Origin of the sequence: Enterococcus sp. DIV0840, assembly GCF_050527835.1 — a bacterium.
Classification (GTDB): Bacteria; Bacillota; Bacilli; order Lactobacillales; family Enterococcaceae; genus Enterococcus_L; species Enterococcus_L ureasiticus.
The window spans coordinates 3,501,962-3,525,179 of the sequence record NZ_CP172876.1; the positions used below are offsets into that span (position 1 = coordinate 3,501,962).

General features: G+C 31.6%; 23 protein-coding genes and 1 pseudogene. 10 read left to right on the forward strand and 14 right to left on the reverse strand.

Features of this window, described 5'->3' with window-relative positions; genetic code table 11:
- Nucleotide 1: 1 nt before the first annotated feature.
- The 8 genes from IGL98_RS16710 to IGL98_RS16745 form a co-directional block, all read right to left on the reverse strand.
- The gene (locus IGL98_RS16710) at nucleotides 2-1,153 is read right to left on the reverse strand and encodes an MFS transporter (RefSeq protein ID WP_206844178.1); all 1,152 of its coding nucleotides are present in this window, start codon (nucleotides 1,151-1,153) and stop codon (nucleotides 2-4) included.
- A gap of 351 nt (nucleotides 1,154-1,504) precedes the next feature.
- Nucleotides 1,505-2,416, reverse strand: coding sequence for an ATP-grasp domain-containing protein (locus IGL98_RS16715; protein ID WP_206911388.1), 912 nt, complete (start codon nucleotides 2,414-2,416; stop codon nucleotides 1,505-1,507).
- A 2-nt stretch (nucleotides 2,417-2,418) separates the two neighbouring features.
- Nucleotides 2,419-3,045 (reverse strand): Type 1 glutamine amidotransferase-like domain-containing protein, encoded by a 627-nt coding sequence (locus IGL98_RS16720; RefSeq protein WP_206911389.1) that lies wholly within the window; start codon nucleotides 3,043-3,045, stop codon nucleotides 2,419-2,421.
- A gap of 4 nt (nucleotides 3,046-3,049) precedes the next feature.
- Nucleotides 3,050-4,240: a hypothetical protein gene (locus IGL98_RS16725; protein ID WP_206844167.1), complete on the reverse strand. Its 1,191-nt coding sequence runs from the start codon at nucleotides 4,238-4,240 to the stop codon at nucleotides 3,050-3,052.
- On the reverse strand, nucleotides 4,212-5,189 hold the full coding sequence (locus IGL98_RS16730; protein ID WP_206844165.1) for an aldo/keto reductase: 978 nt from the start codon (nucleotides 5,187-5,189) through the stop codon (nucleotides 4,212-4,214). Before IGL98_RS16730 ends, IGL98_RS16725 begins: the two co-directional genes overlap by 29 nt.
- A 5-nt stretch (nucleotides 5,190-5,194) precedes the next feature.
- Entirely contained in the window at nucleotides 5,195-6,442 is a 1,248-nt protein-coding gene (locus tag IGL98_RS16735) for a hypothetical protein (RefSeq protein WP_206911390.1), read from the reverse strand.
- A 21-nt stretch (nucleotides 6,443-6,463) separates the two neighbouring features.
- Nucleotides 6,464-7,243, reverse strand: coding sequence for a hypothetical protein (locus tag IGL98_RS16740; RefSeq protein WP_206911391.1), 780 nt, complete (start codon nucleotides 7,241-7,243; stop codon nucleotides 6,464-6,466).
- 205 nt (nucleotides 7,244-7,448) lie between these two features.
- Nucleotides 7,449-7,949, reverse strand: a complete 501-nt coding sequence (locus IGL98_RS16745) for a hypothetical protein (RefSeq protein WP_206844210.1) — start codon at nucleotides 7,947-7,949, stop codon at nucleotides 7,449-7,451.
- Here IGL98_RS16745 and IGL98_RS16750 point away from each other — a divergent pair.
- Nucleotides 7,884-8,027: pseudogene (locus tag IGL98_RS16750) on the forward strand (hypothetical protein); the annotation flags it as partial. The gene IGL98_RS16745 and the pseudogene IGL98_RS16750 overlap by 66 nt on opposite strands.
- 495 nt (nucleotides 8,028-8,522) lie before the next feature.
- Here IGL98_RS16750 and IGL98_RS16755 read toward each other — a convergent pair.
- The 4 genes from IGL98_RS16755 to IGL98_RS16770 form a co-directional block, all read right to left on the reverse strand.
- On the reverse strand, nucleotides 8,523-9,845 hold the full coding sequence (locus IGL98_RS16755; protein WP_206911392.1) for a restriction endonuclease subunit S: 1,323 nt from the start codon (nucleotides 9,843-9,845) through the stop codon (nucleotides 8,523-8,525).
- Between the two features lie 143 nt (nucleotides 9,846-9,988).
- Nucleotides 9,989-11,968 carry an N-6 DNA methylase gene (locus IGL98_RS16760; protein ID WP_206911393.1) on the reverse strand — a complete coding sequence of 660 codons (1,980 nt, stop codon included), beginning with the start codon at nucleotides 11,966-11,968 and terminating at the stop codon, nucleotides 9,989-9,991.
- Between the two features lie 52 nt (nucleotides 11,969-12,020).
- Complete coding sequence (locus tag IGL98_RS16765; protein ID WP_206911394.1) at nucleotides 12,021-12,209, reverse strand: YlcI/YnfO family protein; 189 nt, start codon at nucleotides 12,207-12,209, stop codon at nucleotides 12,021-12,023.
- Nucleotides 12,210-12,360: 151 nt separating this feature from the next.
- Nucleotides 12,361-12,672, reverse strand: coding sequence for a helix-turn-helix domain-containing protein (locus IGL98_RS16770; protein ID WP_206911395.1), 312 nt, complete (start codon nucleotides 12,670-12,672; stop codon nucleotides 12,361-12,363).
- Between the two features lie 155 nt (nucleotides 12,673-12,827).
- On the opposite strand from IGL98_RS16770, the gene IGL98_RS16775 reads away from it, so the two are divergent.
- From IGL98_RS16775 to IGL98_RS16805, 7 genes are all read left to right on the forward strand, one after another.
- A complete protein-coding gene (locus IGL98_RS16775) occupies nucleotides 12,828-13,313 on the forward strand; it encodes a hypothetical protein (RefSeq protein WP_206911396.1) in 486 nt (161 codons plus the stop codon).
- A 10-nt stretch (nucleotides 13,314-13,323) separates the two neighbouring features.
- The gene (locus IGL98_RS16780; RefSeq protein ID WP_206911397.1) at nucleotides 13,324-13,671 is read left to right on the forward strand and encodes a hypothetical protein; all 348 of its coding nucleotides are present in this window, start codon (nucleotides 13,324-13,326) and stop codon (nucleotides 13,669-13,671) included.
- Nucleotides 13,672-14,409: 738 nt separating this feature from the next.
- A complete protein-coding gene (locus tag IGL98_RS16785) occupies nucleotides 14,410-15,522 on the forward strand; it encodes an ATPase/DNA packaging protein (protein WP_206911398.1) in 1,113 nt (370 codons plus the stop codon).
- Nucleotides 15,519-16,091 carry a hypothetical protein gene (locus tag IGL98_RS16790; protein ID WP_206911399.1) on the forward strand — a complete coding sequence of 191 codons (573 nt, stop codon included), beginning with the start codon at nucleotides 15,519-15,521 and terminating at the stop codon, nucleotides 16,089-16,091. Before IGL98_RS16785 ends, IGL98_RS16790 begins: the two co-directional genes overlap by 4 nt.
- 107 nt (nucleotides 16,092-16,198) lie before the next feature.
- Nucleotides 16,199-17,341, forward strand: a complete 1,143-nt coding sequence (locus tag IGL98_RS16795) for a replication initiation factor domain-containing protein (RefSeq protein ID WP_206911400.1) — start codon at nucleotides 16,199-16,201, stop codon at nucleotides 17,339-17,341.
- Between the two features lie 60 nt (nucleotides 17,342-17,401).
- The gene (locus IGL98_RS16800; RefSeq protein ID WP_206911401.1) at nucleotides 17,402-17,683 is read left to right on the forward strand and encodes a helix-turn-helix domain-containing protein; all 282 of its coding nucleotides are present in this window, start codon (nucleotides 17,402-17,404) and stop codon (nucleotides 17,681-17,683) included.
- Between the two features lie 60 nt (nucleotides 17,684-17,743).
- Nucleotides 17,744-19,024 (forward strand): site-specific integrase, encoded by a 1,281-nt coding sequence (locus IGL98_RS16805; RefSeq protein ID WP_242590044.1) that lies wholly within the window; start codon nucleotides 17,744-17,746, stop codon nucleotides 19,022-19,024.
- 37 nt (nucleotides 19,025-19,061) lie between these two features.
- Here the strand turns inward: IGL98_RS16805 and rpsI are convergent, their stop codons facing one another.
- Both rpsI and rplM read right to left on the reverse strand, forming a co-directional pair.
- Nucleotides 19,062-19,454 (reverse strand): 30S ribosomal protein S9, encoded by a 393-nt coding sequence (gene rpsI / locus IGL98_RS16810; protein WP_010762225.1) that lies wholly within the window; start codon nucleotides 19,452-19,454, stop codon nucleotides 19,062-19,064.
- 13 nt (nucleotides 19,455-19,467) lie between these two features.
- Nucleotides 19,468-19,914, reverse strand: coding sequence for a 50S ribosomal protein L13 (gene rplM, locus IGL98_RS16815; protein WP_303393681.1), 447 nt, complete (start codon nucleotides 19,912-19,914; stop codon nucleotides 19,468-19,470).
- Between the two features lie 364 nt (nucleotides 19,915-20,278).
- Between rplM and IGL98_RS16820 the strand changes: the two genes are divergently transcribed.
- Nucleotides 20,279-21,481 carry an argininosuccinate synthase gene (locus tag IGL98_RS16820; protein ID WP_206844157.1) on the forward strand — a complete coding sequence of 401 codons (1,203 nt, stop codon included), beginning with the start codon at nucleotides 20,279-20,281 and terminating at the stop codon, nucleotides 21,479-21,481.
- Nucleotides 21,482-21,815: 334 nt separating this feature from the next.
- On the forward strand, nucleotides 21,816-23,201 hold the full coding sequence (argH, locus tag IGL98_RS16825) for an argininosuccinate lyase (RefSeq protein WP_206911402.1): 1,386 nt from the start codon (nucleotides 21,816-21,818) through the stop codon (nucleotides 23,199-23,201).
- Nucleotides 23,202-23,218: the final 17 nt, after the last annotated feature.

The window sequence follows — 23,218 nt, forward strand, 5'->3', positions numbered from 1 at the left end:
TTCACATATCCTTCCTAAGCTTTTTATTACCAACAAAAAGCACAAGTACTGAAAGAGAATATATTGCTCCTATAACAACTAGTGCATATCCTTTCCAATATATAGATAAATATCCAAAGACTAAACTGCTAATAGGATTTAATATATTTGAAACAACAAAAAGTATGCTAAGTGTCTTCCCTATATTAAAAAGATTTGTTTCCATCTGTATATATGTATATAACTGTATATTATATAATACTAAACAGAATGAGAAAGAAAACATTATAATACTCAAAACAAAAAGATTCGGAATAGCCATAAGTAAAATTAGAGGTAACAACATTGTGTAAGCAATCAAACTCTTAAATAAATTCTTAGTCTTTTTATATTTAAAAAATATAGGGGCGCTTAAACTCCCTACAACTTGGAAAAAATTCACAATACTATAAGCGTTTCCATCCAAAAAATTCACTAGTATATTAGGTAAACAAATCTCCACTCCTAGCAAGAAAAAGTTGCTTACCATTGAAATCAACAGAATGGCACGTAATTTTTTATCTTTATACATTTCTTTGAACACAGATAAAAATTTTTCTTTCTCATTAATCTGACCATCAACGTTTATTTCTTTCAACATAAACAATAACACACTAGAAATAAAGTAAAAAATGGAACAAACCAATAAGGAAACGCTCATTTCAAATAGCAAAGGGAATACTGAAGTAAAAATTGGAATAGAAATTTCTATGATCTTTTTTATAAAAGTTTGTTCTCCATTTATTTGCTTAATATTTTCTTTAAAAAAAGCTTGAGGAATAACAGCTTTATCGCTTAACGCAAAAAAAGCATATAAAATCCGCAATAATATTAAAATAGCATAAAGATAGTTTCGATTGTCTTTTTCTATCAAAACTAATCCAATAAAACATACTAAAAAACTAAAAAAATTAATACCCATTAAAATTTTTTTTTTGTTCAGTTTATCTAGCACTACTCCTGCTGGTATATTAACTAGTAATGTAATGCCAAAAATAATTGAACTAATTTTCCCTAACAATAATGAATTTCCTTCAACTTTCACAATATTATAATTAAATACAAATACTAATAAAATATTTGATATTATCGCTAAAGCAGAAGAACTTAAATAAACAATTCTATTTTTTCCCAACTGGCTTCCCCCCTTTAAGAATTTTCAAATTCAATATGACAACATTTATTCAATTTTACAATATCGTTTAATCCTTGAACCTCTGGAAAATTATCTTTCAATTTTCCAAAAATAAAAATATTGTACGTATTTCCGAATTGCAAATCAGGAATAATATCTCCCTTTTTAAAAAAGATATCTGTCCGCGTATTAACTAATGTCCTTGGAATTTCTGAACTATTGAAAAAAATGTTTTTAATTTTCCCTCCGTTTTCCAGAAGGTTACAATAAAGAAAATATAAGCCTTCATTAGGCGCTTTTGTTAATAATTCGCTTCTCACAAATTGATCTGTCATTATGTCATAATAAATTTTAAAAAAAATTCCTACCATATTTTAATGAATAAATATAATAGAAACACCCTCCACCACCAGGTCTTAACGCATTGTCCAGTATATATACTTTCCCTTCTCTAGTTATCTTCATTTCTGTATGAGTTGCTCCAGTTTCAAAATTGAACGCTCTACAAAAATCTTGTGCTGCTTTACTAATTTTTTGTTCAATCTCAAGCTCTAATTTTTTAGAATAGTAAACAAAATCTTCGAAATGATGTCCTTCTAATCCGTGCAAACGCTCGCAAATCCCTGAAAAAACAACTTCTCCCTTGTACCACAACATATCAATCGCATATTCTTTACCTTCAATATATTCTTCCAATACTATTTTGGAATCAAAGTTATATCCATTTGCCCATAACTTCATTATTCTAATAGCTTTTGTCACTTTTCTTATACTAGTTTCAAGCTCCAATTCATTTTTTAGTAAATAAACACCACTACTGCCATAACCACAGTTTGGCTTTATAACTAATGGATATTCTAAATTTGATTCTCCACTCAAAAACTCCTCTAAGTATGAAATTTTAGGAACATTTTTCCCATTTTGCACTTTTTTTGTATTATACTTACTTCTGCTATAGTTATTCTCAAAGAAATTATATGTTTTTATATTGGATAGTTCGCTTATCTCATACACTTTATCAATTAACTTTTCATCATTAGTAAATATAATATCGGCAAAACTATACTTATTTTTCAAACATTCAACAATTTCTTTTATATTTAACCGGTTAAACATCTCAAAATGACAATTAAAAAGGTTTAGGTTTACATCATGAAACTTCCCAATATAGAAGACAATTAATTTATTTCCCCTTTTTAGTGCGCTTTGTTCAAATTCTTCTAATAAATATATTTCAGTGGTTAAAAAAATTATAGTTCTCATACTCAAAACTCCTGTTTTTTGTCATGGGTGTTTAAATTATTTATATATTTCACATTCCCTATAAAGATATACTCATCTCTAGAACATATTATTGCTGAATTATCATCAAGTAGGTATATATCATTCTCTAATAACAGATAGTTAGTCTTTTCTAACACTTCTGGTGTACTATGAACATCTAAATAAAAGGTGTACCTCCCTAATCCCTGAGCTCTTGCCTCTATTTTTTCTCCATGTATGGGGTTTAAGTAGACCTCTGTTCCCAAATTTAATGCACCTGCGCTGTAACCTATCATAAGTCCAGTAAATTCTTTTAAAAATTCCACAAATTCTAAATCTGACCATATGAGAGAATTTTGATAAACAAATGATCCTCCCATTAAAAAAACTAATGAAACATTCTCAGATTTTATTAACTTAAAATCAGATTGATAAATTTTAATATTATCAAACACTATATCATTTTTATTAAAGCTACTTACTATATTTTTTGTATAGTACTTTGTTAGAGTTTCATCATCTGAGGTTGGAACTATGAGTACATCCCCTTTTGAAATATTTTTTTTAATTTCGGAAACAAATTTCGAATTCTCCATCATAATAAAAAAATCACTTACTAGAATTTCCAAATAATCACTCCTTCTCCACAATATATTTACTTGTCATAAGTTCAAATAAAGAATCTATTCTATTCATCAATTTATTTGAGTATCTATAAGTGATATCTATTGTTTTTAAATCTCTTGATATTCCTATTTTAAATGTCAGAACATAATTTTTTTTGTTAGGAAGAATTGCTTTTTTTAATTCTTGATGGTTATCATTTTCCTCATTATTAAAAATAATTAATAATATTATCGGCTCAATTTCTTGTTTTCTAGACTTACTATCCTTATTGTTGTTATATCTTAAACTATTTAAATAGGGAATTTCTTTTTCATGTTCATAGATATCTCTTATTGCTGCTTTATCTAATCCTCTTTTAAAAGAATATATATATTCATCATGAAAATCTGCAATTCCTTTATAACGTTTTGACTCTATAGCTGATCTACCAGCAATCAAACTAATGGGAATTTCTTCAATCAAGTCTTCTGAAAAAAATTCAGATAAAACTTTGTATATCTTAATAGTCCAGAAAAGTTCTAAAGACATGTCAATAGTTTTAAAATCAAATGAGTAGTATTTTTTTACTTGAATAAAACCATTTTCAATATCTTTATACTTATTTATTAAAATAAATTTATTTTTCTCGTAATCTTTAAAATTAACTTGAGAAGGTTTATAATTAGAATAGTCAACAAAGTACTTTTTGCTAATGTCCAAATAGTCGTTTATGTCTGTATTAGCTATTTCTTCATTTTTTTTAGAAAAAAATTGGTAATCTCCATCATAAATAGCATGGTGGAGCATTCCAAATAAATATTTCCCGTCATTGCCATGAACGATAATAAAAAAGTGTAAAAATCCCTTTCCCATCATGTCTTTAAAGTCTATTGAGTTTATAATTCTACTAAAAAATGAAGTTTGGGTCTCATTTGATGGTACTGCAATCTCCATAAACTCTACATTTTTTACATTATACATACAAAATTCATCATTAATATATTTACATCTTAACAATGAATTATTTGAGTAAAGATTACACATATAGGAATTGATATCTTCTTCAGAATATTCTGTAGGAATTTTTTCCAATATAGGTACATAAAATAAATTTGAATCTTGATAGTCTAAATATTTTCTAGCTACTGGAGAAGGCTCTAGCACTTTCTCAATAAATGTATAATTGTCATTATAGAAATCTTCTAACATCTTGTTCAAAAATCTCACCTCTGAAATATCCTTTTAGCTCAGTCATATTATTTACTTTGTCTAAATCATTTATACCATAATCTTCTAGCTGAACGACTAAATTCATATAGTCTAAAGAATCAATATCTAATTCCAAAAAATCTACATCTTTATACCTAAAATAATTACCTTTAAGTTCTTCTAAATAGCTTTCTTGAAATACTTTACCGAGACAATCAAACATCCTTTTTAAACTTCTCTTCTCCAAGTCAAACATCCTGTTGAGCTCTAATAGATGCTCAACATCACTAGTTCCAATTATCATGTAATTAACTACTAAAAATAGTTCTGAAAATACTCTTTCTAGCTTTTCTGTATAACTAGTTTCAGAAAAGCTATTATTTCTAAATATGCTACGAATGGCTATTTCTACATTGTATTTTTTAGCCAACATGCCCAACTCTATAAATAATTTGTAGTTATTCATATAAGGCAACTCAATAAAATCAATCTTCTCAAATAACCACATAAAATTATTTAGTTCAGCATTCTCACAAACATCTTTAGACATAGAAACACCCATTTTTACATTATCATTTTGTGATTTCTTTTTTAAGTTTTTTAAAAGCTCTTCACCTTCACTAGTATTCCATTCAAAAATCCAATAGTGTAACATTACAACACTTAAACTATCATTAAGATCGTTTTTTATCGTCTCATAAGATTGCTCAATATATTCTCTTGTATAATTCATTGACAGTTTTTCCTGTTCTAATGGATACTTTTTCAAAGGAATTTTACTAAAAATATTCCCTTTCTCAAAATTTTTTTTCAAAAATTGATGTATCTTTCCATTTTCATAAGCTAGTGCTGTATCGATATTATATACTCCAATCTTGTTGGCTGTATAAAAAAATTCCAATTGTTGCTTTTTTGATATAAAATCCAGTTCCCATGTTCCCAAGCAAAGTTCTGCCATTTCATTTATACTCCCTCTCCATAAAGGTTTCTCGAAATAATACTTATTAATTGCTGCTTAATAGCTGGTGCAAATTTTTTATAATCAGGTTGAGTAACTATAGGTTCCTGCCCATTTTCGGGACTAAACTCAAGAATCTGAATACCGATTCCTTTATCAACCAGTATTTTATTGATTTTTGCCAAATCCAATTTATTTGATTTAACACATCTAGTCCTTTGCTCTTTTGGACAAATTGAACATTCACGATCTTTCCTCTTAAAAAAATTTGTCAATGCTATATTGTTTATCTCTAGCAAATTACTTATTGCACAGGCAGAATGTTTATAAACAGGCATATTTCTTCCAAAGTATTTTTCGGATAATTTTTCTATATATTGAAAATCAGTTTCGGTTAAAGTCTTTGTGTGCCTAGAAGCACTTGAAACATTGTTAGGCAGGGTCATATCTCTTACTTCTGTCATCCCATACTCTATTCCCTCTGTCCACCTTAACCCTCCAGGAATAATAGAAGTTATATCATCAGAATATTCAGACGATACTTTCTTAAACATAGATTCCAAATCTTTAAAATCATTACTCCAATCTCGCACTAGCGGTCTTAGGTACCAATTAAAATGAATATTAGGACACTTTCGAAATAACTCTATATTTTTAAATCTGTTATTTTTCATAGGCTCAACTTCTTGCTCATTATTTGCCCAACATAAAGATATAATTATTGGATTTGTCAATGAAATATTTTTTAATCTCTCAACTGCTCCTTTAGGAATTCCAGCCTTCGTAACTATCCAAAACGGATTTTTTAAGCCTCGGTTAACAAACCACTCCATGATCTGTAATGTTGATTCTAATACCTCCCCTTGAACAAAAGGCTCAGTACTAGAAGTACCAATACTGATAATTCCTGTATTTGCTTCAAATAAAGGATGCAAGGCTAACTCATTCAATATTTCGTCTATAGAAAATTTTGTTCTTCTAATTGGAATATAACGCATTTTTTGATCAGTAGAATTTAAATCCTCAAACACTCCTTGTACATGACAATAAGCACATTGAAAGGCACAACCAGTCCATATGTCTATACTCATAGAATTTCCTGTTATGCTTACAGAAGAAAGCTTAGCATCAGGGTTAGGATCCAAGCAACCATACATGTACTTCGTTAATTCAAACTTACGGCCTGTCTTATCACCAATAATTTCACAAACAGGTTTATTATTAGCTATTTTTATTTTCTCTTTTTTACACAAATTTTCCCACTCCTTAATAAGTTACACAGTAATTTTTTTTAACCTATCTATTAAAAATTCATTATCCCATTTTGTCTTATTGCATTCTTCAATATTGTACTTTTCAAGAAATGAACTATCATCTCTAACTAAATGTTTAAATCCAGGATTATAGTTGTTAGATTCTAAACAATCTATCCTTGATAATAACACTATACATTCTAAAAAACCTTGTAGAAATAATATTTGATTTTGATAATTCATCATAGTTAATTCTCTTTTTTGATTAAATCCTTTTTTTAGTTTGTCTAATACATTTTTTTTATATTTGATAAAATAGCTACCATTTAAATTTTTAATTAGATTTTTAACTTGACCACTTTTATCCATACAGACTAATGCTTGAGATAAATCACACAATAAGACTTCTTCATTCGCACCACCTATAGCCCAATCTTTTTGTATACTTTCTATATATTCACCTAGTATTATGCTACTGATATGTCCTATAAAATCATTTGTGTTTCTTACACAAATATTCAAAGATGAAACTTTTTCACAAGTATAAATATCATCGTTTTTAATAAAATTAATGCCTCTTTCCTTATAGGTATCAATAATTTCTTTTTCTAATCCAGACGTAAGAAGTAATATATCTATATCAGAGATTCCGTCTATATAAAGATTTTTTGCAATTGATCCAATCACTAAAGCTGCATCCAGTTTCGTGATTTCAGTGGAAATATCGAGCACTTCGAATAATACTTGTTGAATATCAGGATTGAGTTTTATTTTTTTTAATTCATCTAGAATTTCTCGCACATTGTTCCATCCTTCCGTTAACTATTAAAATAGAATGATAAAATCATTATATTTATGTTAACACTCAATAGTATCAATCGTCAATATGTTTTAGAAACCATACTATTCAGATGTTAAAAATAAAGAAAAAGGTCACAGAATTTTCTCTTTGACCTTTTTCTTTATAATAATCTATCAATAAGTATTTATATTGACAATACTACTTTTATAACTTTACAATTTCCTTTTCAAGCTCATCTATGAACATTTCTAAACAAACAGAATCATCCATTTCCTTTAACACATAATTATTTCCTTCATTTTTATACTGAAATGATCGAATATCTTTCATACCTTTTTCCTTATCTATTCCATAATAAATGATAGAAGAACCTTCCAAAGTTAATCCTATTTCACTAAAATTTTCTGTAAACACTTGATGTTCTCCCTCGTTTTCAAGATACATTGGAAATTCAAAAAATAACTTGCTATTCTTCTCATTCAATGAAAAAGGAATGACATGTAATCTGTTTTTTTCAACTTCTGCATAAATATAATACATGATTTCTAATTGATTAAAGCTTTCACTCTGTTCAATAAATTCATTTTTATATCGTCCAGCATATAAATTAGGCATCCCCAACATTGCAGTATAGACTAAGTGTCCTACTTTTTTTCCATACGTTCCATTATCTATGAAATACTTAGCGACTGCCAACCACATCATATCATCCCTCATGGTTTAAGACACACCTTTGTTTCAGATTTACTCAATCAAGGAGTAGACGGTTTAATTATTACATCTCTTGTCGGTCATGCAGAAACTTCTAATATGATTCGAGACGTTTATGGACACACAAATGAACAAACAAAAATTGAAACAATTAAACGTTTGGAAGAATATAGACAAGCGAATCAAGAGTAATTAGTTACGAGGTATGAAAAAGTCGTAACCAAACTCGTAACCAAATCGAAAAAAGACACCTTCCTAAAACTGGAAAGTGTCTTGAAATCCTTGATATAACAAAGATTAACGTTTTGAGAATTGTGATGCTTTACGGGCTTTCTTAAGACCTGGTTCGATTGCTTAGTTTTTGAATAAGGTTCAAAAGCCTTTAATAGCAATAGATAGAGCGTAACTCATATTCAAAAAATTTTATTGAATTTCAAATGATTTGAAATCAATGGTGTCAACTTTTAAATAATAATATGCGAGCCGAAAAAATACTATATCACTAAGCAAAAAATAAAAATACATATAAGCTTTCATCATAGTATATCTGTCAAATAGAATAATTTATCATATTGTTGTAAAACTATTAACATCATCCATATAGTTTAATGCTATCTCTTCTCCCTTTTCTACTGCCTTTTCTACTATAATTTTAGCAAGAGACAAGAAATAATTTGATTCATTTAGCATATCTTGCGCATCTAATGCTATAATTAATATTTCCTCCTCCGTTTGTTTGTCAAATAATGGAATCGGAATGTTTAATACATCTATATCCTTTATTACAGGATATGATGTACCAACGTTGTTTTTTAATAGTAACTCCCGATATATTTTACTTCTGAATAGCATTTTTAATAATTCTGTAGAGTAGCTTGACTTTGATCTTAAAACTGTAAAAGCTCCACTTACAATTAAATTAAAAATATCATCATCAATAATTGTGATAGCTCCACGATTAGGTCGAACTTTAGATATGAGTATGTCTCCCGATTTAGGTTCTATCTTTGCATTTGTGGGTAAGTCGCTAGAACTAAGTGTTTTATATGTGTACATACCTGTTGATACATCAACATCGCTAATCTCCACATAGTTGTACTCTTCATTCATCTTACTGCTCTTATCGACAACCAGATCAAAATGATCTCTTACTCTCGCCCAACTACCTTTATAAGATATAATCTTTTCTAATAATTTTTCATACTTTGGTTGGTAATATTCTGCATCGAGCCTACTAGCTAATTGAGTCTCAGAATAATTTTTAATATTAACTGAAGAAAAACTATCTATTTCTTTGACAAAATTATAGATATTCAATTTTTTTAATATTTTTTCCTCAGCTGCATTATTAAGTTCTCTGCTTCTTTTTCTTAATTCATGAGCTCGACTTACTATTCTTGCAATTTGATTTTGAAAATCTACACTCATCTCTGGAAAACGTATTTCTCTAATTTGCATCATATTTATATTAGGTTGTCCAGTAATAGTTTTTAACCTATTAATTTGCACTTGACCAAAATATGAATTGAGAAAAGTAGAAATGTAATATGGATTCGGCGCTCCATCATTTAGAGTTATTTTTGCAATTGCTTGATTAGAGCTAATAATCTGATTATTATCATAAACTGCAGATTTACCTAAATATTCTCCAGCCATTGTCAGTAAAACTTGGCCCCTTTGAATATATGATTTATCAAGTATTTCGTGACTCGATTCATCTATATAAACTAAGTTACTCCAATCAATATAATTATCTTTGACATTCTGCGCTCTAAGAAATGGCAAACCCTCTTCAATAAAATTTATTTTGCTTGTTAAAGAATATGCACCAAAATTTTTGATTGATTTTGAATACTTTTCTAACTTTATTGCATCTTTCTGATCTAGCATTTTTTCCATATCTAGAAATAGTTTTTTATAGGTATTTGAATCTATTCTAAAGTCGATAAATTTTTTGCAATAAGATAATTTTACCTCGCTTATCTCTAACCCTTTTAATAAAGTTTCATATTTTCTTTTATTAAAAGGGCTGTCTAGAAAAAACTTAGTTTTTCCTTCTTTGCAAACTCCGAAAAAGCTTCTGCAATCCCATCGCTAGTATATCCATTATGATTATATAGATCATGATCAACTATTAAATGATTGTGTTCATCAAGAACAGCAGTACCATCATCATTCTTAAGATATATCTTATCACCTGAACTGTCTTTACTTGGTTTTTGCATAGTAGCAAAAAATATTGGATAGTCTGCTACTCTTGGACACAGTTTTTCATCCCATTTTTGTACTAATAAAACACTTGTTTTAGTACCGGTGTGTGGCTTAAATACATTGCCATGCAAACCAACAACACCAAGGATTCTACATCTTTCAGCAATATAATCTCTTATTCTTTTATCATTAGCATTATTAAATCGACCTTGAGGCAATACTACTGCCATTCTTCCCCCAGGTTTAAGAAAATCTAAGTTACGTTCAATAAATAATATGTCTCTACTTACTTTTGACTCTGCTTTGCCGTTTTCTTTAGTTCCAAGTTCATATTTACTAATAAGTCTACTTTCCTTAATATCTCCAGCAAACGGAGGATTAGCCATTAATACATCAAAATTGAAATCTCTATTTGATCCTCTTGTTTTTCTTAAACGTTTCAGCCTTTTCCACCCTAGGTAGTAAGTATCTCTCCAATCTTCATCTTCTTCATTTTCATCCCAACCATCATAATCCAGTGTATTCAAATGTAAAACATTGGTTTGACCATCGCCAGCAATTAAATTCAAAGTTCTAGCTACTCGAACTGCCTTTTCATCAAAATCGATAGCAAAGACATGATCATTTACATAATCTGTACATTCGGGAGGCTTAACCTCGGAAGTAAATAAATGAGACCTATCTAATCCTTTTTGTCGCAAGATTTTTTCCCAAACATAAAAAATAGTATGAACAGGAAATCCACAACTACCAGCGGCTGTATCAATCATATTTTCTTCTTGATTAGGATTAAGCATCTTCACGCACATATCAATAACATATCGTGGAGTAAAATATTGACCTTTTTCTCCTTTTTGACTTTTATTCATCAAGTATTCAAATGCATCATCTACAACATCTAAATTTGAGTTAAACAATTTAACATCTTGTAGACTAGAAACACATATTGCTAAATGGGAAGGAGTTAAACCGATCTTAGCATCATCGCTAAATACTCCTTCCCATTTTTTCTTAGCACTATTAAATAGGTCTTGAATTTTCCCTTTTAGTTCAGTATCACTATAGCCATAATTACGAAATTCTAAATTTCTTGTCTTGTTACGTCCACTTTCCATTTCATCAAACAGTTTTGCAAATATAAGTTTAAAAACTTCTTCAAAAACATCAACACCGGCGTTAGCTAGAACCTCATCTTCCATTTCCAAAATAAGGTCTTTTAAAGATTTTCTTTCAGTTAACAGTTTATCTTTTAAGATTAAATCATCGATCGTCCATCTTTCTGTTAATATTTCTGATAAACTTTGTGTAGCCTTCGGTAACTCCGGTATATCTTCAAAGTAATTAGGATCTTTTCTATTGTAAAAAGATATACTTCCACCATTTGTCCATACTCCTAGTGGAGCACCAGTTGCATTACAATAAGATTTTAATTGTTCCTTCCCATCTTTTAACTTGGGTTTCTTAACCTCGATGATTATATATGGAGCCGTTAGTTTTTGGCTATCCATAACTACTATATCAGCACGTTTTTTTTGACGACCAAAATTAACAATATATTCAACATGTATTCTATCTGAAGAATATCTATATTGGTCTAACAATTGTTTTATATATAACTGACGGACTACTTCTTCAGGTTTTAATTGAATATCTTTATTACGAATTAGACATGTTACAAAATATTGATCCTTTCCACGAACATTTTTTATAAAAATACGCTGTTCTAAATCAAGAACATCAGCATCTGAAAACTGATCTAAACTATAATCTGTTGATCTCAAAATATCTAATAATATAGCCATTTACGTTTCGCCTCTACATTCCCATTTTAATAGTCTAACTTAATGAATTATTTTATTGAGACTTTGTTTTATTTGTCTCCATATTCTCTAAAGCATATTCACATGCTTGAATAACAAAACTCGAAAATGTTGCATCATTTTCTACAATAACTTCTTCAATTTTTTCGATAAGTGGTACAGGAAATCTAATCGTCTTATTTTCTGTTTCTTTTCGGTTAGGTTTAATTTTGAAATCACTCAATTAGCATTACCTCCTGACCTAATTAATTGTAATTCATTTTGCAAATGAAAAATGCATTGCAAATCGCAATACGTTTCATGGTTTTTTACAGTCACTTGTTAACAACTTCATGATTGATAATAAATATAAAAAAGGGAAAATTCTCCCTTTTTTATTGCTTATCTAAAATACCATTTGCTCGTTCAATCAACGAAACAAATTGCAAAACACTTTCCATCTGTTCATCTGTCAAGCCACCTAATTTAAATGGTAAATCATCAGATATTCCAAGCAAATAGTCTGAAGATGTATCTAATATCTCGCAAATTTTCACAAGAGTCTCAATTGAAGGATAGGATAGTCCTTGCTCATATGCCGATACAGTGCCTTTACTGACATTTAACCTTTTCGATAGATCTAATTGCGTAAGGCGTTTTGATTTGCGAATCGCTTTTAATTTTTCGCCAAAAAAATCTAGAGTCATAAATTTTCACCTTCTCAACTAAGGATATCAAAAATATATAACAGTATTAACTGTATTAAATACATGTAATATTGATAAAAATAGGAATTTATGTTAGTATTATCTATATAAAGTATTATTTAAACTAACAATTATAAAAATAGGAGAAGAAAACAATGGAAAAGAAAGAAACGACTGAGAGTACGGGGAGTAAAGAAAATATCCATATTGTAAAGGTAAAGAATATTTATACATCTATTCGAGAGCATTTAAAGCCCGAGTATCGCAAGCAATACAATGTACGGCGATCTATCAGTTGCATGTTGTTGTTCATAATTCTTCGATATTCCCAATCAACCTACAACGATAACCTAATCAGTATCAATAGTGTCATACCATTAATTTATTCCGTTATTGCTTTTGTTTTTTGGCATTATGCATTTTGGAGTTATCAAGGTGGCATTATAGACAATTTTTCAAAAAGCATTATCTATTTTGGCTCTATTTGGAGCTTAATTTGGAAAATTATTGTACAAAATGTTATTATTCTCATTTGGATTGCCTTTATAGCGCCATACAGTGGAATTAAAACATGGAGAACGGCTCTAAAATATAACAAAACATTGTTTGTTGATAAAAATACAAATGATGTATGGAAATAGGGAGAGAGAAATGCATAAGAGAATAACTATTGGGATAATTAGTATACTAGGGTTGATTGTATTTTCAGCATGTAGTTCAAATACTTTGAATGGTGATTATACGACAGAAGTAAATTTGATATTTACAAAGACAACAAATACAATGGTTTTTAAAGGAAATACTGTTACAGAGAAACAAAATGGTGAGATTACTAATGATGGTACCTATACGATTTCGGATAATCAACTTGAAATAAAACTAGGTGAGTATAACTTAAGCGCTGAATTATCTGATGATAAAAAATCTTTTATTATTAAATCTTCAGATGTTCTTGGAGGAATAGGTGAAGGATTGGAATACACTAAAGAAGAAAAATAGCTAGTATCAAGATAAACAGCTCTATACAAACATATTAAAAGATTAAAAAAACTGGCTTGCCAAAATTTGGCAAGCCAGTTTTTTATTTATATGTACAGTAATTCATAAATATCTACACTCCGCCCTTTTTGCATACGCAAAAAGACCAATCGGGGATGCCCCGAACCCCATCTCATTCATGAATAATAATCTTTATTCAACTTCAACCAATTACGCCTCTTCGGGCTTATTTTAGTGAAATTCAGGTGGTTTGTCAAGTTATTTACACTTTTTTTAGAAAATCACAAGATTTCACTTTACAAGATAAACCTTTTAGAGGTAAAGAAAGGATGATGCTTTATGCTCTAGGCAATGTTACACTTCAAAAAATTTTACGGAAACTCAAAAAAAAAAACGAAAGTTGGAATCTACTATGTTTAAAATGAAAAAATCTAATTATAACTAATCACTAGCAAATGAAGCAATTGACGGTCAAAAAATCTATATTGTCGGACGTGACCTAACTGCTCAACGGAAATATGTGGACAATAGCCCCACTGATGAGATCACAGGCTATCAAATATGGTGTGCCACTGACACAAACAATCCATTTAAAGTAAAGTTTTCCGCTGAAGATAAACCGTCACTAGAAGAATTTCATATTGGTGATATTGTAGATTTTGAGAAATTGGAAGCAATTGACGTGAACGGAAATATTTACTTCCGTGCAAAAAAAATTAAGAAAGCGAAGTAAAAAAAATGAATAGTCACACAAATCTAACTTGTCCAGTTCAACTGGACAAGTTTTTACTACAGAACCTAAACAACTCTTTAGATATCAATGGCGAAACGAGCTATACAAATTCGTTTTTAATCCGCCTAGCAAAAGATGATTTAGGTTTTTTCTTTATTCCAAACCTCCCAGTCTCCTATCCATTGGATAGCAACTTGTACTTTCAAGTTGCTTCCATTGCTTCTGGTATCTTGTATCCTTACAAAACGCTATTACTACAAAACAACGCTTACTTTGTACCATTTAATACCGATGATCCTAATACTGCTCGTGCTTTGTTTTTTCCGTGGCTAGATGGTATACCGACACGATTGGTTATTGATAACATTGAGCAATTTATCCAAGAAAATGTAAAACAACAAAATATTCCTATCATGAAAAATAATGTTTCTCTTAATATGGATGATGTCGTTCATTTAGCGGTTAGTGGTTCCAGCGGTTCGGGCAAGTCTGTTTTTGTCGAGTACCTTATCAGAACTATTCATTCTTTTACAAACGATGTTATTTTGATTGATCCTAAAATGGCAGATATTTATGTTCTAGGCAAAGAACTTAATTTAGAGGTTCATTCTCCTTATCACGGTTCAAATTTGAATAGCTTTATTACTGAAGTTAACGAGGTCTTGGGGCAAGTGATAGATAAGATATACAAGCGACAACAAGTCTTACTAGCTACCCCAACAATGAACTTTGAAAGATGCTATGTCGTAATAGATGAACTACTTGCTCTTGTTCAAGGAAGTTCAAAACAAGCTCGAGATACTTTTGCTCAACTCTTAGGAACAATCGCATTATTAGGTCGTGCTACTAACGTCTCACTAGTCCTCGTTTCCCAGAGATTTGATGCCATTGCCTTTGGTGGAAATACTGCGGTTCGGGAACAAATCAATTGCTCTATTATACTGGGAGAAATCAATACAAATACCACACAATTCTTACTTCCAAATGCACACATTGATAATATCGTAGTTCCTAGTGGAATCGGAACAGGAATTATCAAGTTTAACGACGGAAAACATAATAATCAGATTATGCCGCTACTGACACCGACATATAGAAAGGCGGACTCACGCTCATGATAAACAAATTCAACATTTATAAACTCTTACTTTTTTTAATTGCTATTTGCAGTATATTATTTTTACTGCAATTAATGATCGTATACCTTACTGAAAACCCAGCAAATAATATTTTAAACACAAAAATTTTATATTTCATTTTGAAATTTGATTTGTTGTTTATTTTATTAACTATTCTTTTCATTACAATGGAAATCATCTTTAGGATAATCATTCATGATTCAGTAAAAAATATCTACAAATCTTATGAAGCAACTTATTTAATTCGAAAATTTGCCTATATTGATGAAAATGAAAGCTATCAATCACAAAACTCAAAAAACAGAAAAGATAAAACTATTCGTAAAACAAATCGCTCTATTAATACTCTCGTAATCAATTTCAAAAATGACACGGCAACCATGATCTCAAAATTACCGTTTAATAATGAAAGCATAAAGTTGATTAAAGACAATTTCCCCAACATAAGAGCTGAATTAAATGAATTAGACGAAAACTTCTTATTTAGTGATATTACACGAAAAAAAAGACGAAAATATCAATCTACAGCTAAAAAAATTAAAAAATAGGAGATTAGACGGCGCTGTCGAAGACAGAGAGCCGTCTAATCTCCTAAATATATATGGACTGGCGTATTGTAATACGCCAGTTCCACTTTTGTAAATGGAGGCACAACATGAAAAGAAAACAATTTTTAGTAGATGTTGATGAGTTCACACTTATATTAATACTTAACGAATCCGATATCGGACAGATTTGGACTAAAGAAGCTAACAAAATTATTGCCGAATTTGAAACTCTTTCTAGAATCCCATTTCTTTTTGGTGACCGCAAAGAATCCTACAACAGAATTTCAGGATATGATACCTCCTATGAGTATGGAGAGAACAACTTCTACTTTTCAATATCCTTTCATTCCGCCCATCCTAGAATGGGGATAGCAGTTAAATTTTCTGCTACTTCTTGGAGATACTATAGATTATGGTATAACGAAAATCTTAATGACGAAACAGATGTTTACCTGTTTTTGAGTTCCATCCAGTCGAACCTATACGAAACCAGATTATCTAGAATTGATTTGACTGTGGATTTCATTAACTATGATCTCGATGCAAATGAAGTTTATAAAACATTAACAACAGAAAAAGTCATCATCAAAAATTCTAAAGAGAGAAAAAACAATTCTAAAATAGGTGCTATCGTCGTTGATAACACAGCTTCAACCATCTACATCGGTAGCAGAGGTAGAAATGTAAAATCACTTTTAAGAATATACGATAAGCGCTTAGAGCAAATTCAAAATTGGGGAATATATCACGAAATAGCTATCAATTCAGAATCATGGATTAGATTTGAAATGGTCGTAAAAGGGAAGTATAGTCACGAGTTAACAAAAGCTATTATGAAAATCGAAAACGAGCAAGACTTTAAAACATTGATCTTATCTGCTATCACTGATAGATATAGATTTTTAAATGCAAAAACAAATGAATTAACCTTTTATTCCACTGAAATGATATCTGCATTATCTGCGAAATCCTTTGAATTCAATACTCCTTCTCCCAGAAACAATAGCTTATTTAGTTCTATCAACCATATAATTAAAGGTTCTGGCTTGTTTCCTACCTTATATAAGATACAAGATATTTGGGGAATTGACGGTTTGAAAGATTTTTGGATTTTTCTAGATAAATGCTACACATTATATAAGCCAAATGATGATGTAAATATTTGGCTAAAGAAAAACAAAAATGACTACCTTGCACAAGGTACACCCTTCCCCTCAAAAACAGAAAAACAAGAACAGAAAAAAAGTTAAAAAGTAGCGGATTCATACCTGCTACTTTTTATTACATCTAACCAGAAAGAAGGATATCTAATGAACGAACTTAAAATTCTACTAAGCGAAAATCAGTTACTCAACATTAAGCATCAGCTTTCCACATTGATTCTCACTGAAATTGAAAACACAAGAAAACAAGTCAATCTTAATTACAGATACATGAATAAAAAGCAAGCCTCTCAATATCTACAAATATCCAACAATACGCTAGATTCGTGGATAAAACAGGGTTTACCTGTTATAAAAATCAACGGCTCCATTCGTTTCGATAGAATCGCCATTGATAAATGGCTAAATCATCTAGAAAAATCATCCTAGAGTTTGTATAATCAAATTATAGTATTTGGTTTCGGCTCGCATAACTCGGAGGTAAATACTATGGCAATTTCAAAAACTGCAAATAATACTTATAGATTAAGACTTTATTACCCTCAAGATATTCAAGAATTACTGGGGGTAGAAAAGCTTTACTCAAAAACGTTCAAAACAAAAAAAGAGGCAAATGAAGCACAGATTGATTTCTATGCCAAAATCAAAGAAGTACGTGAGAATAAAGACAAGAATGCTTTTGAATTAGGTGGAGAAGCACTATTCAAAGATTTTTATAAAGATATTTGGCTAGATGCTTATACGTCAGGGCTTACTTCAACAACTACGAATCCGCCAACAATTGTAACAGTTAGCAATACAAAAGATGTGTTTAGACTTCACATACTACCAATGTTCGGTAAATACACACTGAATTACCTCAACCAAAATAAAGCGTTAGTTTTGCAACTAATGACAAAAAAGGCTTTCGAATACGCTAACTTCAAAACGTTAAGAAGCTATGTAAACTCGATTTTTGATTGGGCTGAGGAACTAGAATACATTGAGCGGAACAAGCTTGAAAAGTCCTTAAAGCGCATTAAAGCGACTAAAAAGAACCAATTAAAGCAAGCTAGGAACGAGGAAGATTTATATTTGTCATTTGAACAGTTACAGGAGTGGCTTATCACTGTTCATGAAGATTGGCAGAACGAACTTCTATCCTTTCAAGACTACATTCTTTTCCAGACAACCTTTTTCTTATCTGATCGCAAATCTGAAACTTATGCCTTGAAATGGAAGCATATTGATTTTCCAAAATCACAAATCTCTATTGGCAAAGCATTAGATAAATTCGGTAATGAGAAAAACACAAAAGGAAATAAGACAACAATTTTCCATATCCCTGTTGAGCTGAAAGAATTATTACTTGAATGGAAAAATCAACAGCAATCCGAACTAACTCAATTTGATATCGAGCAAACAAATGAACAGCTTGTTTTCACATATACTGATCGTAAAGGCAATATCAATCAACCGCTTCATACAGACTATCTAAACTATCGAATGAAATCTATTGAACGCAGACATAAACATTTAGCTCATGCAACACCTCACAAATTGAGGCATACTGGAGCAACTTTAGCTAGGCAGTCTGGTACTTCTTTAGAACAGATTTCAGAGGCACTCACCCATAGCGATACCACAATTACAAAAACTTACGTAAACACACCTAACGTCATAAAAATGCCCGTTGGTGAGATTGTTTATCGCAAACTAGCCCAAAACGGTAGTGTCCTGAATGGTGTCAATAGTGGTGCCAACAATGAAAAAAGACGCTTCACAAACTAAGTTGCGAAACGTCTTGATTGTTGATATAAAGCGAATATTAACGCTTAGAGAATTGTGAAGCTTTACGGGCTTTTTTAAGACCTGGTTTTTTACGTTCAACCATACGGGCATCACGAGTAAGAAGTCCAGCGCGTTTTAAAGCAGCACGGAAATCAGGATCTACTTCTAATAATGCACGAGCGATTCCGTGACGGATCGCACCTGATTGACCAGAGTAGCCTCCACCATTAACGTTTACCATTACATCATAAGCGCCTTTAGTTTCAGTTACACCAAATGGTTGGTTGATAACTTCACGCAAGTCAGCGTGTGGAATATATTCTTCAACATCTTTTTTATTTACAGTAATTTTACCAGTACCAGGTACTAAACGTACGCGGGCAACTGCATTTTTACGACGGCCAGTGCCGATATATTGTACTTGAGCCAATGAATTTCCCTCCTTAAATTAGGTTAGTAATATCTAATACTTCTGGTTGTTGTGCAGCATGTGGATGCTCAGCTCCACCGTATACGTTCAACTTAGTAAATTGTTTACGGCCTAAAGTGTTTTTAGGAAGCATACCTTTTACAGAAGTTTCGATTAAACGACGAGAGTTTTTATCGCGTAATTCACCAGCAGTAACAGATTTCAACCCACCTGGGTATTGGCTGTGACGGTAGTAAATTTTATCACTTGCTTTGTTACCAGTTAATTTGATTTTATCAGCATTAATTACAATTACGAAATCTCCAGTATCCACATGTGGTGTGAATGTTGGTTTATTTTTTCCACGTAAGATAGAAGCAACTACAGTTGATAGACGTCCCATTGGGATATCTGTTGCATCTACTACATACCATTTACGTTCTACTTCGCCAGATTTGGCCATATATGTTGTACGCACGATTCTTTCCTCCAATTTTCTATTCGATGTTTGACATTCACTTGAGTTTCCGGGGCTCATTGTGGGGCAAACAATACCATTTAACATGATACCTTCTATCGCTAGTAAAGTCAATGGATTTCTGAGGTTTTCCGCTATTTTTCTTCTTATTTTTTCTGATTCAAAAAAATAACTTCTACTATAAAAATGGAAAAGACCAAAATATGCGTAATGTATATTACGTGATTCCAAAAACTAAAAATGTATATTATTCCCAAAATATTTATTTTTATGTATATTTATTTACAAAAAGTGTTGATTTTTGTATTTTCAAGTGATATGATGAGAACAATCAAAAAAGACAATTAGAAAATAAGGAGTGTTACTCATGAAAGAAAAAGTTGTTTTAGCCTACTCTGGAGGATTGGATACCTCCGTTGCTGTTAAATGGTTAGTTGACGAAGGATATGATGTGATTGCTTGCTGCTTAGATGTCGGTGAAAAGAAAGATTTAGATTTCATCAAAAATAAAGCATTAGAAGTTGGAGCCTCTGCTTCATATACCATTGATGCTAAAGAGGAATTTGCACAAGAATTTGCCTTGATTGCTTTACAAGGCCATACCTTCTATGAACAATCTTATCCGTTAGTTTCCGCTTTATCTCGCCCTCTGATTGCTAAAAAATTAGTAGAATTAGCACACGAGACTGGAGCGACAACGATTGCCCACGGGTGTACAGGAAAAGGGAATGATCAAGTACGTTTTGAAGTAGCGATCAATGCCCTTGCACCCGAGCTCAGCGTGATTGCTCCAGTTCGTGAATGGAAATGGTCACGTGAAGAAGAAATCAATTATGCAAAAGAAAAAGGCGTACCAGTCCCTGCCGATTTAGATAATCCTTATTCTGTCGACCAAAATCTTTGGGGACGTGCCAATGAATGCGGCATTTTAGAAGATCCTTGGGCAACTCCACCAGAAGGTGCTTATGAATTAACAGCTAGCTTAGAGAACGCACCTGATGAAGCAGATACTATTGAGTTGACTTTCGTTGAGGGTGTACCTACAGCCATCAATGGCAAAGAAACGCTGTTATCTGATTTAATTTTGGATTTGAATGATTTAGCTGGTAAACATGGTATTGGTCGAATCGATCATGTAGAAAACCGTTTAGTGGGGATCAAGTCGCGAGAAGTTTATGAATGTCCAGCAGCAATCACGTTGATGACCGCTCATAAAGAACTAGAGGATTTAACTTTCGTTCGGGAAGTAGCACACTTCAAACCAATCATCGAAAATCAACTATCTCAAATTATTTATGATGGCCTATGGTTCAATCCGTTAACTGACGCGTTGATTGCTTTCTTAAAATCTACGCAAAAATATGTAAATGGTGTGGTTCGGGTAAAACTCTTTAAAGGTCATGCCATTGTTGAAGGACGTAAATCAGCGAATAGTCTATATAACGAAAACTTAGCGACTTACACGTCTGCTGATACTTTTGATCAAGATGCAGCCGTAGGTTTCATCAAACTCTGGGGACTTCCTACCAAAGTCAATGCAGAAGTTCAAGCTACATTAAACAAAAAGTAGTTAGTATTGATTTTATTTTTATCTAGGCTGAATTTTAAAGCGAGGTAACTTTTACTTTTGTTGTAAATAAGGTTATCCAATTCAGCTATTCCAATCGACCTATCCTAAGAGAACTTCTTTTCGAGCTATGGATCGAAATAAAGAAATCGATAGGTGTTCATCTGATAGCTATGCTCGTTACGACGGAGAGCAAGAATTTTCACTAAAAATTAATCCTTGTCAGCTATAGCTATCTCCCATAAACAACTGATAAGTAAACAGGTTATCTACATCGAGAAGTAGATGACCTCTTTCTTATCACAATGAATAATAATACATAAATGAGGTGTGCATAATGGAAAAATTATGGGGCGGACGTTTTGAAGGGAAAACCGAAGCATGGATAGATGCCTTTGGGGCTTCGATTCTCTTCGATCAAAAGTTAGCCAAACAAGATATTATTGGAAGCTTAGCTCATGTAAAAATGTTAGCTAAGACAGGAATTTTAACGGAAAAAGAAGCTGATAAAATCACTATCGGGCTTAATACCATTCAGAAAAAGTTAATCGCTGGTGAGCTTGAATTTAGTATAGAAAATGAAGATATCCATCTAAATATTGAAAAACACCTACATGATGAAATTGGCCCAGTTGCTGGAAAATTGCATACAGGCCGTAGTAGAAATGATCAAGTTGCTACAGACATGCATCTCTACTTAAAGGAAATCGTTCAAGAAGTTATCGAAAAGATCCACTTATTTCGCCAAGTCTTAGTTCATAAAGCTGAAGAAAATATTGAGACTATTATGCCTGGCTACACTCACTTACAACATGCGCAACCTATTTCCTTTGCTCATCATATGATGGCTTATTACGGTATGCTGACACGGGATCAAGAACGATTTTCAGAAAGTTTGAAGCGAATCGATATTTCCCCATTAGGCTGTGCGGCCCTTGCTGGCACTACTTTTCCAATAGATCGTGCCTATTCAGCTGAGCTGCTAGGCTTTTCTTCAATCTATGAAAATAGTCTAGACGGTGTGAGTGATCGAGACTTCATTCTAGAATTCCTTAGCAATAGTTCTATTTTAATGATGCATCTTTCTCGTTTTTGTGAAGAAATCATCTTATGGTGCAGCCACGAATTTCAATTTATTGAATTGACCGATACTTTTTCTACCGGCAGCTCAATCATGCCTCAAAAAAAGAACCCGGATATGGCAGAATTGATTCGTGGGAAGTCTGGTCGCGTATATGGCAATTTATTCAGCCTCTTAACCGTTTTAAAAGGTTTACCGTTAGCTTATAACAAAGACCTGCAAGAAGACAAAGAGGGCATGTTTGATACTTCTCATACGATATTAACTAGTTTAGAGATCATGGCAGGTATGATTGAAACAATGACACTAAATCAAGAAATCATGGAAAAATCAACAGAAAAAGATTTTTCAAATGCAACGGAGCTAGCAGACTACCTTGCAAGCAAGGGAATGCCCTTCAGACAAGCGCACGAAATTGTTGGAAAATTAGTATTACAATGTACGAAACAAGGGATTTATTTGCAAGATGTCCCATTAGAAGACTACCAAGCTATTACACCGTTGATCGAAGCAGACATCTATCAAACCCTAGCCTCAAAAACAGCAATCGAACGGCGACATTCGTATGGTGGGACCGGATTTGATCAAGTGAAAGCAGCAATTGAGCGTAGTAAACTAAAACTAGAAAGCAAAGAAAACTAAAAAAAGCTTATGGAAGA

Coding starts and splice junctions, on each gene's coding strand:
- IGL98_RS16715 (WP_206911388.1), bottom strand. CDS start 2,416: ATGAGAACTATAATTTTTTTAACCACTGAAATATATTTATTAGAAGAA.
- IGL98_RS16730 (WP_206844165.1), bottom strand. CDS start 5,189: ATGGCAGAACTTTGCTTGGGAACATGGGAACTGGATTTTATATCAAAA.
- IGL98_RS16745 (WP_206844210.1), bottom strand. CDS start 7,949: ATGATGTGGTTGGCAGTCGCTAAGTATTTCATAGATAATGGAACGTAT.
- IGL98_RS16755 (WP_206911392.1), bottom strand. CDS start 9,845: ATGCTAGATCAGAAAGATGCAATAAAGTTAGAAAAGTATTCAAAATCA.
- IGL98_RS16760 (WP_206911393.1), bottom strand. CDS start 11,968: ATGGCTATATTATTAGATATTTTGAGATCAACAGATTATAGTTTAGAT.
- IGL98_RS16770 (WP_206911395.1), bottom strand. CDS start 12,672: ATGACTCTAGATTTTTTTGGCGAAAAATTAAAAGCGATTCGCAAATCA.
- IGL98_RS16775 (WP_206911396.1), top strand. CDS start 12,828: ATGGAAAAGAAAGAAACGACTGAGAGTACGGGGAGTAAAGAAAATATC.
- IGL98_RS16780 (WP_206911397.1), top strand. CDS start 13,324: ATGCATAAGAGAATAACTATTGGGATAATTAGTATACTAGGGTTGATT.
- IGL98_RS16785 (WP_206911398.1), top strand. CDS start 14,410: ATGAATAGTCACACAAATCTAACTTGTCCAGTTCAACTGGACAAGTTT.
- IGL98_RS16790 (WP_206911399.1), top strand. CDS start 15,519: ATGATAAACAAATTCAACATTTATAAACTCTTACTTTTTTTAATTGCT.
- IGL98_RS16795 (WP_206911400.1), top strand. CDS start 16,199: ATGAAAAGAAAACAATTTTTAGTAGATGTTGATGAGTTCACACTTATA.
- IGL98_RS16800 (WP_206911401.1), top strand. CDS start 17,402: ATGAACGAACTTAAAATTCTACTAAGCGAAAATCAGTTACTCAACATT.
- IGL98_RS16805 (WP_242590044.1), top strand. CDS start 17,744: ATGGCAATTTCAAAAACTGCAAATAATACTTATAGATTAAGACTTTAT.
- IGL98_RS16820 (WP_206844157.1), top strand. CDS start 20,279: ATGAAAGAAAAAGTTGTTTTAGCCTACTCTGGAGGATTGGATACCTCC.
- argH (WP_206911402.1), top strand. CDS start 21,816: ATGGAAAAATTATGGGGCGGACGTTTTGAAGGGAAAACCGAAGCATGG.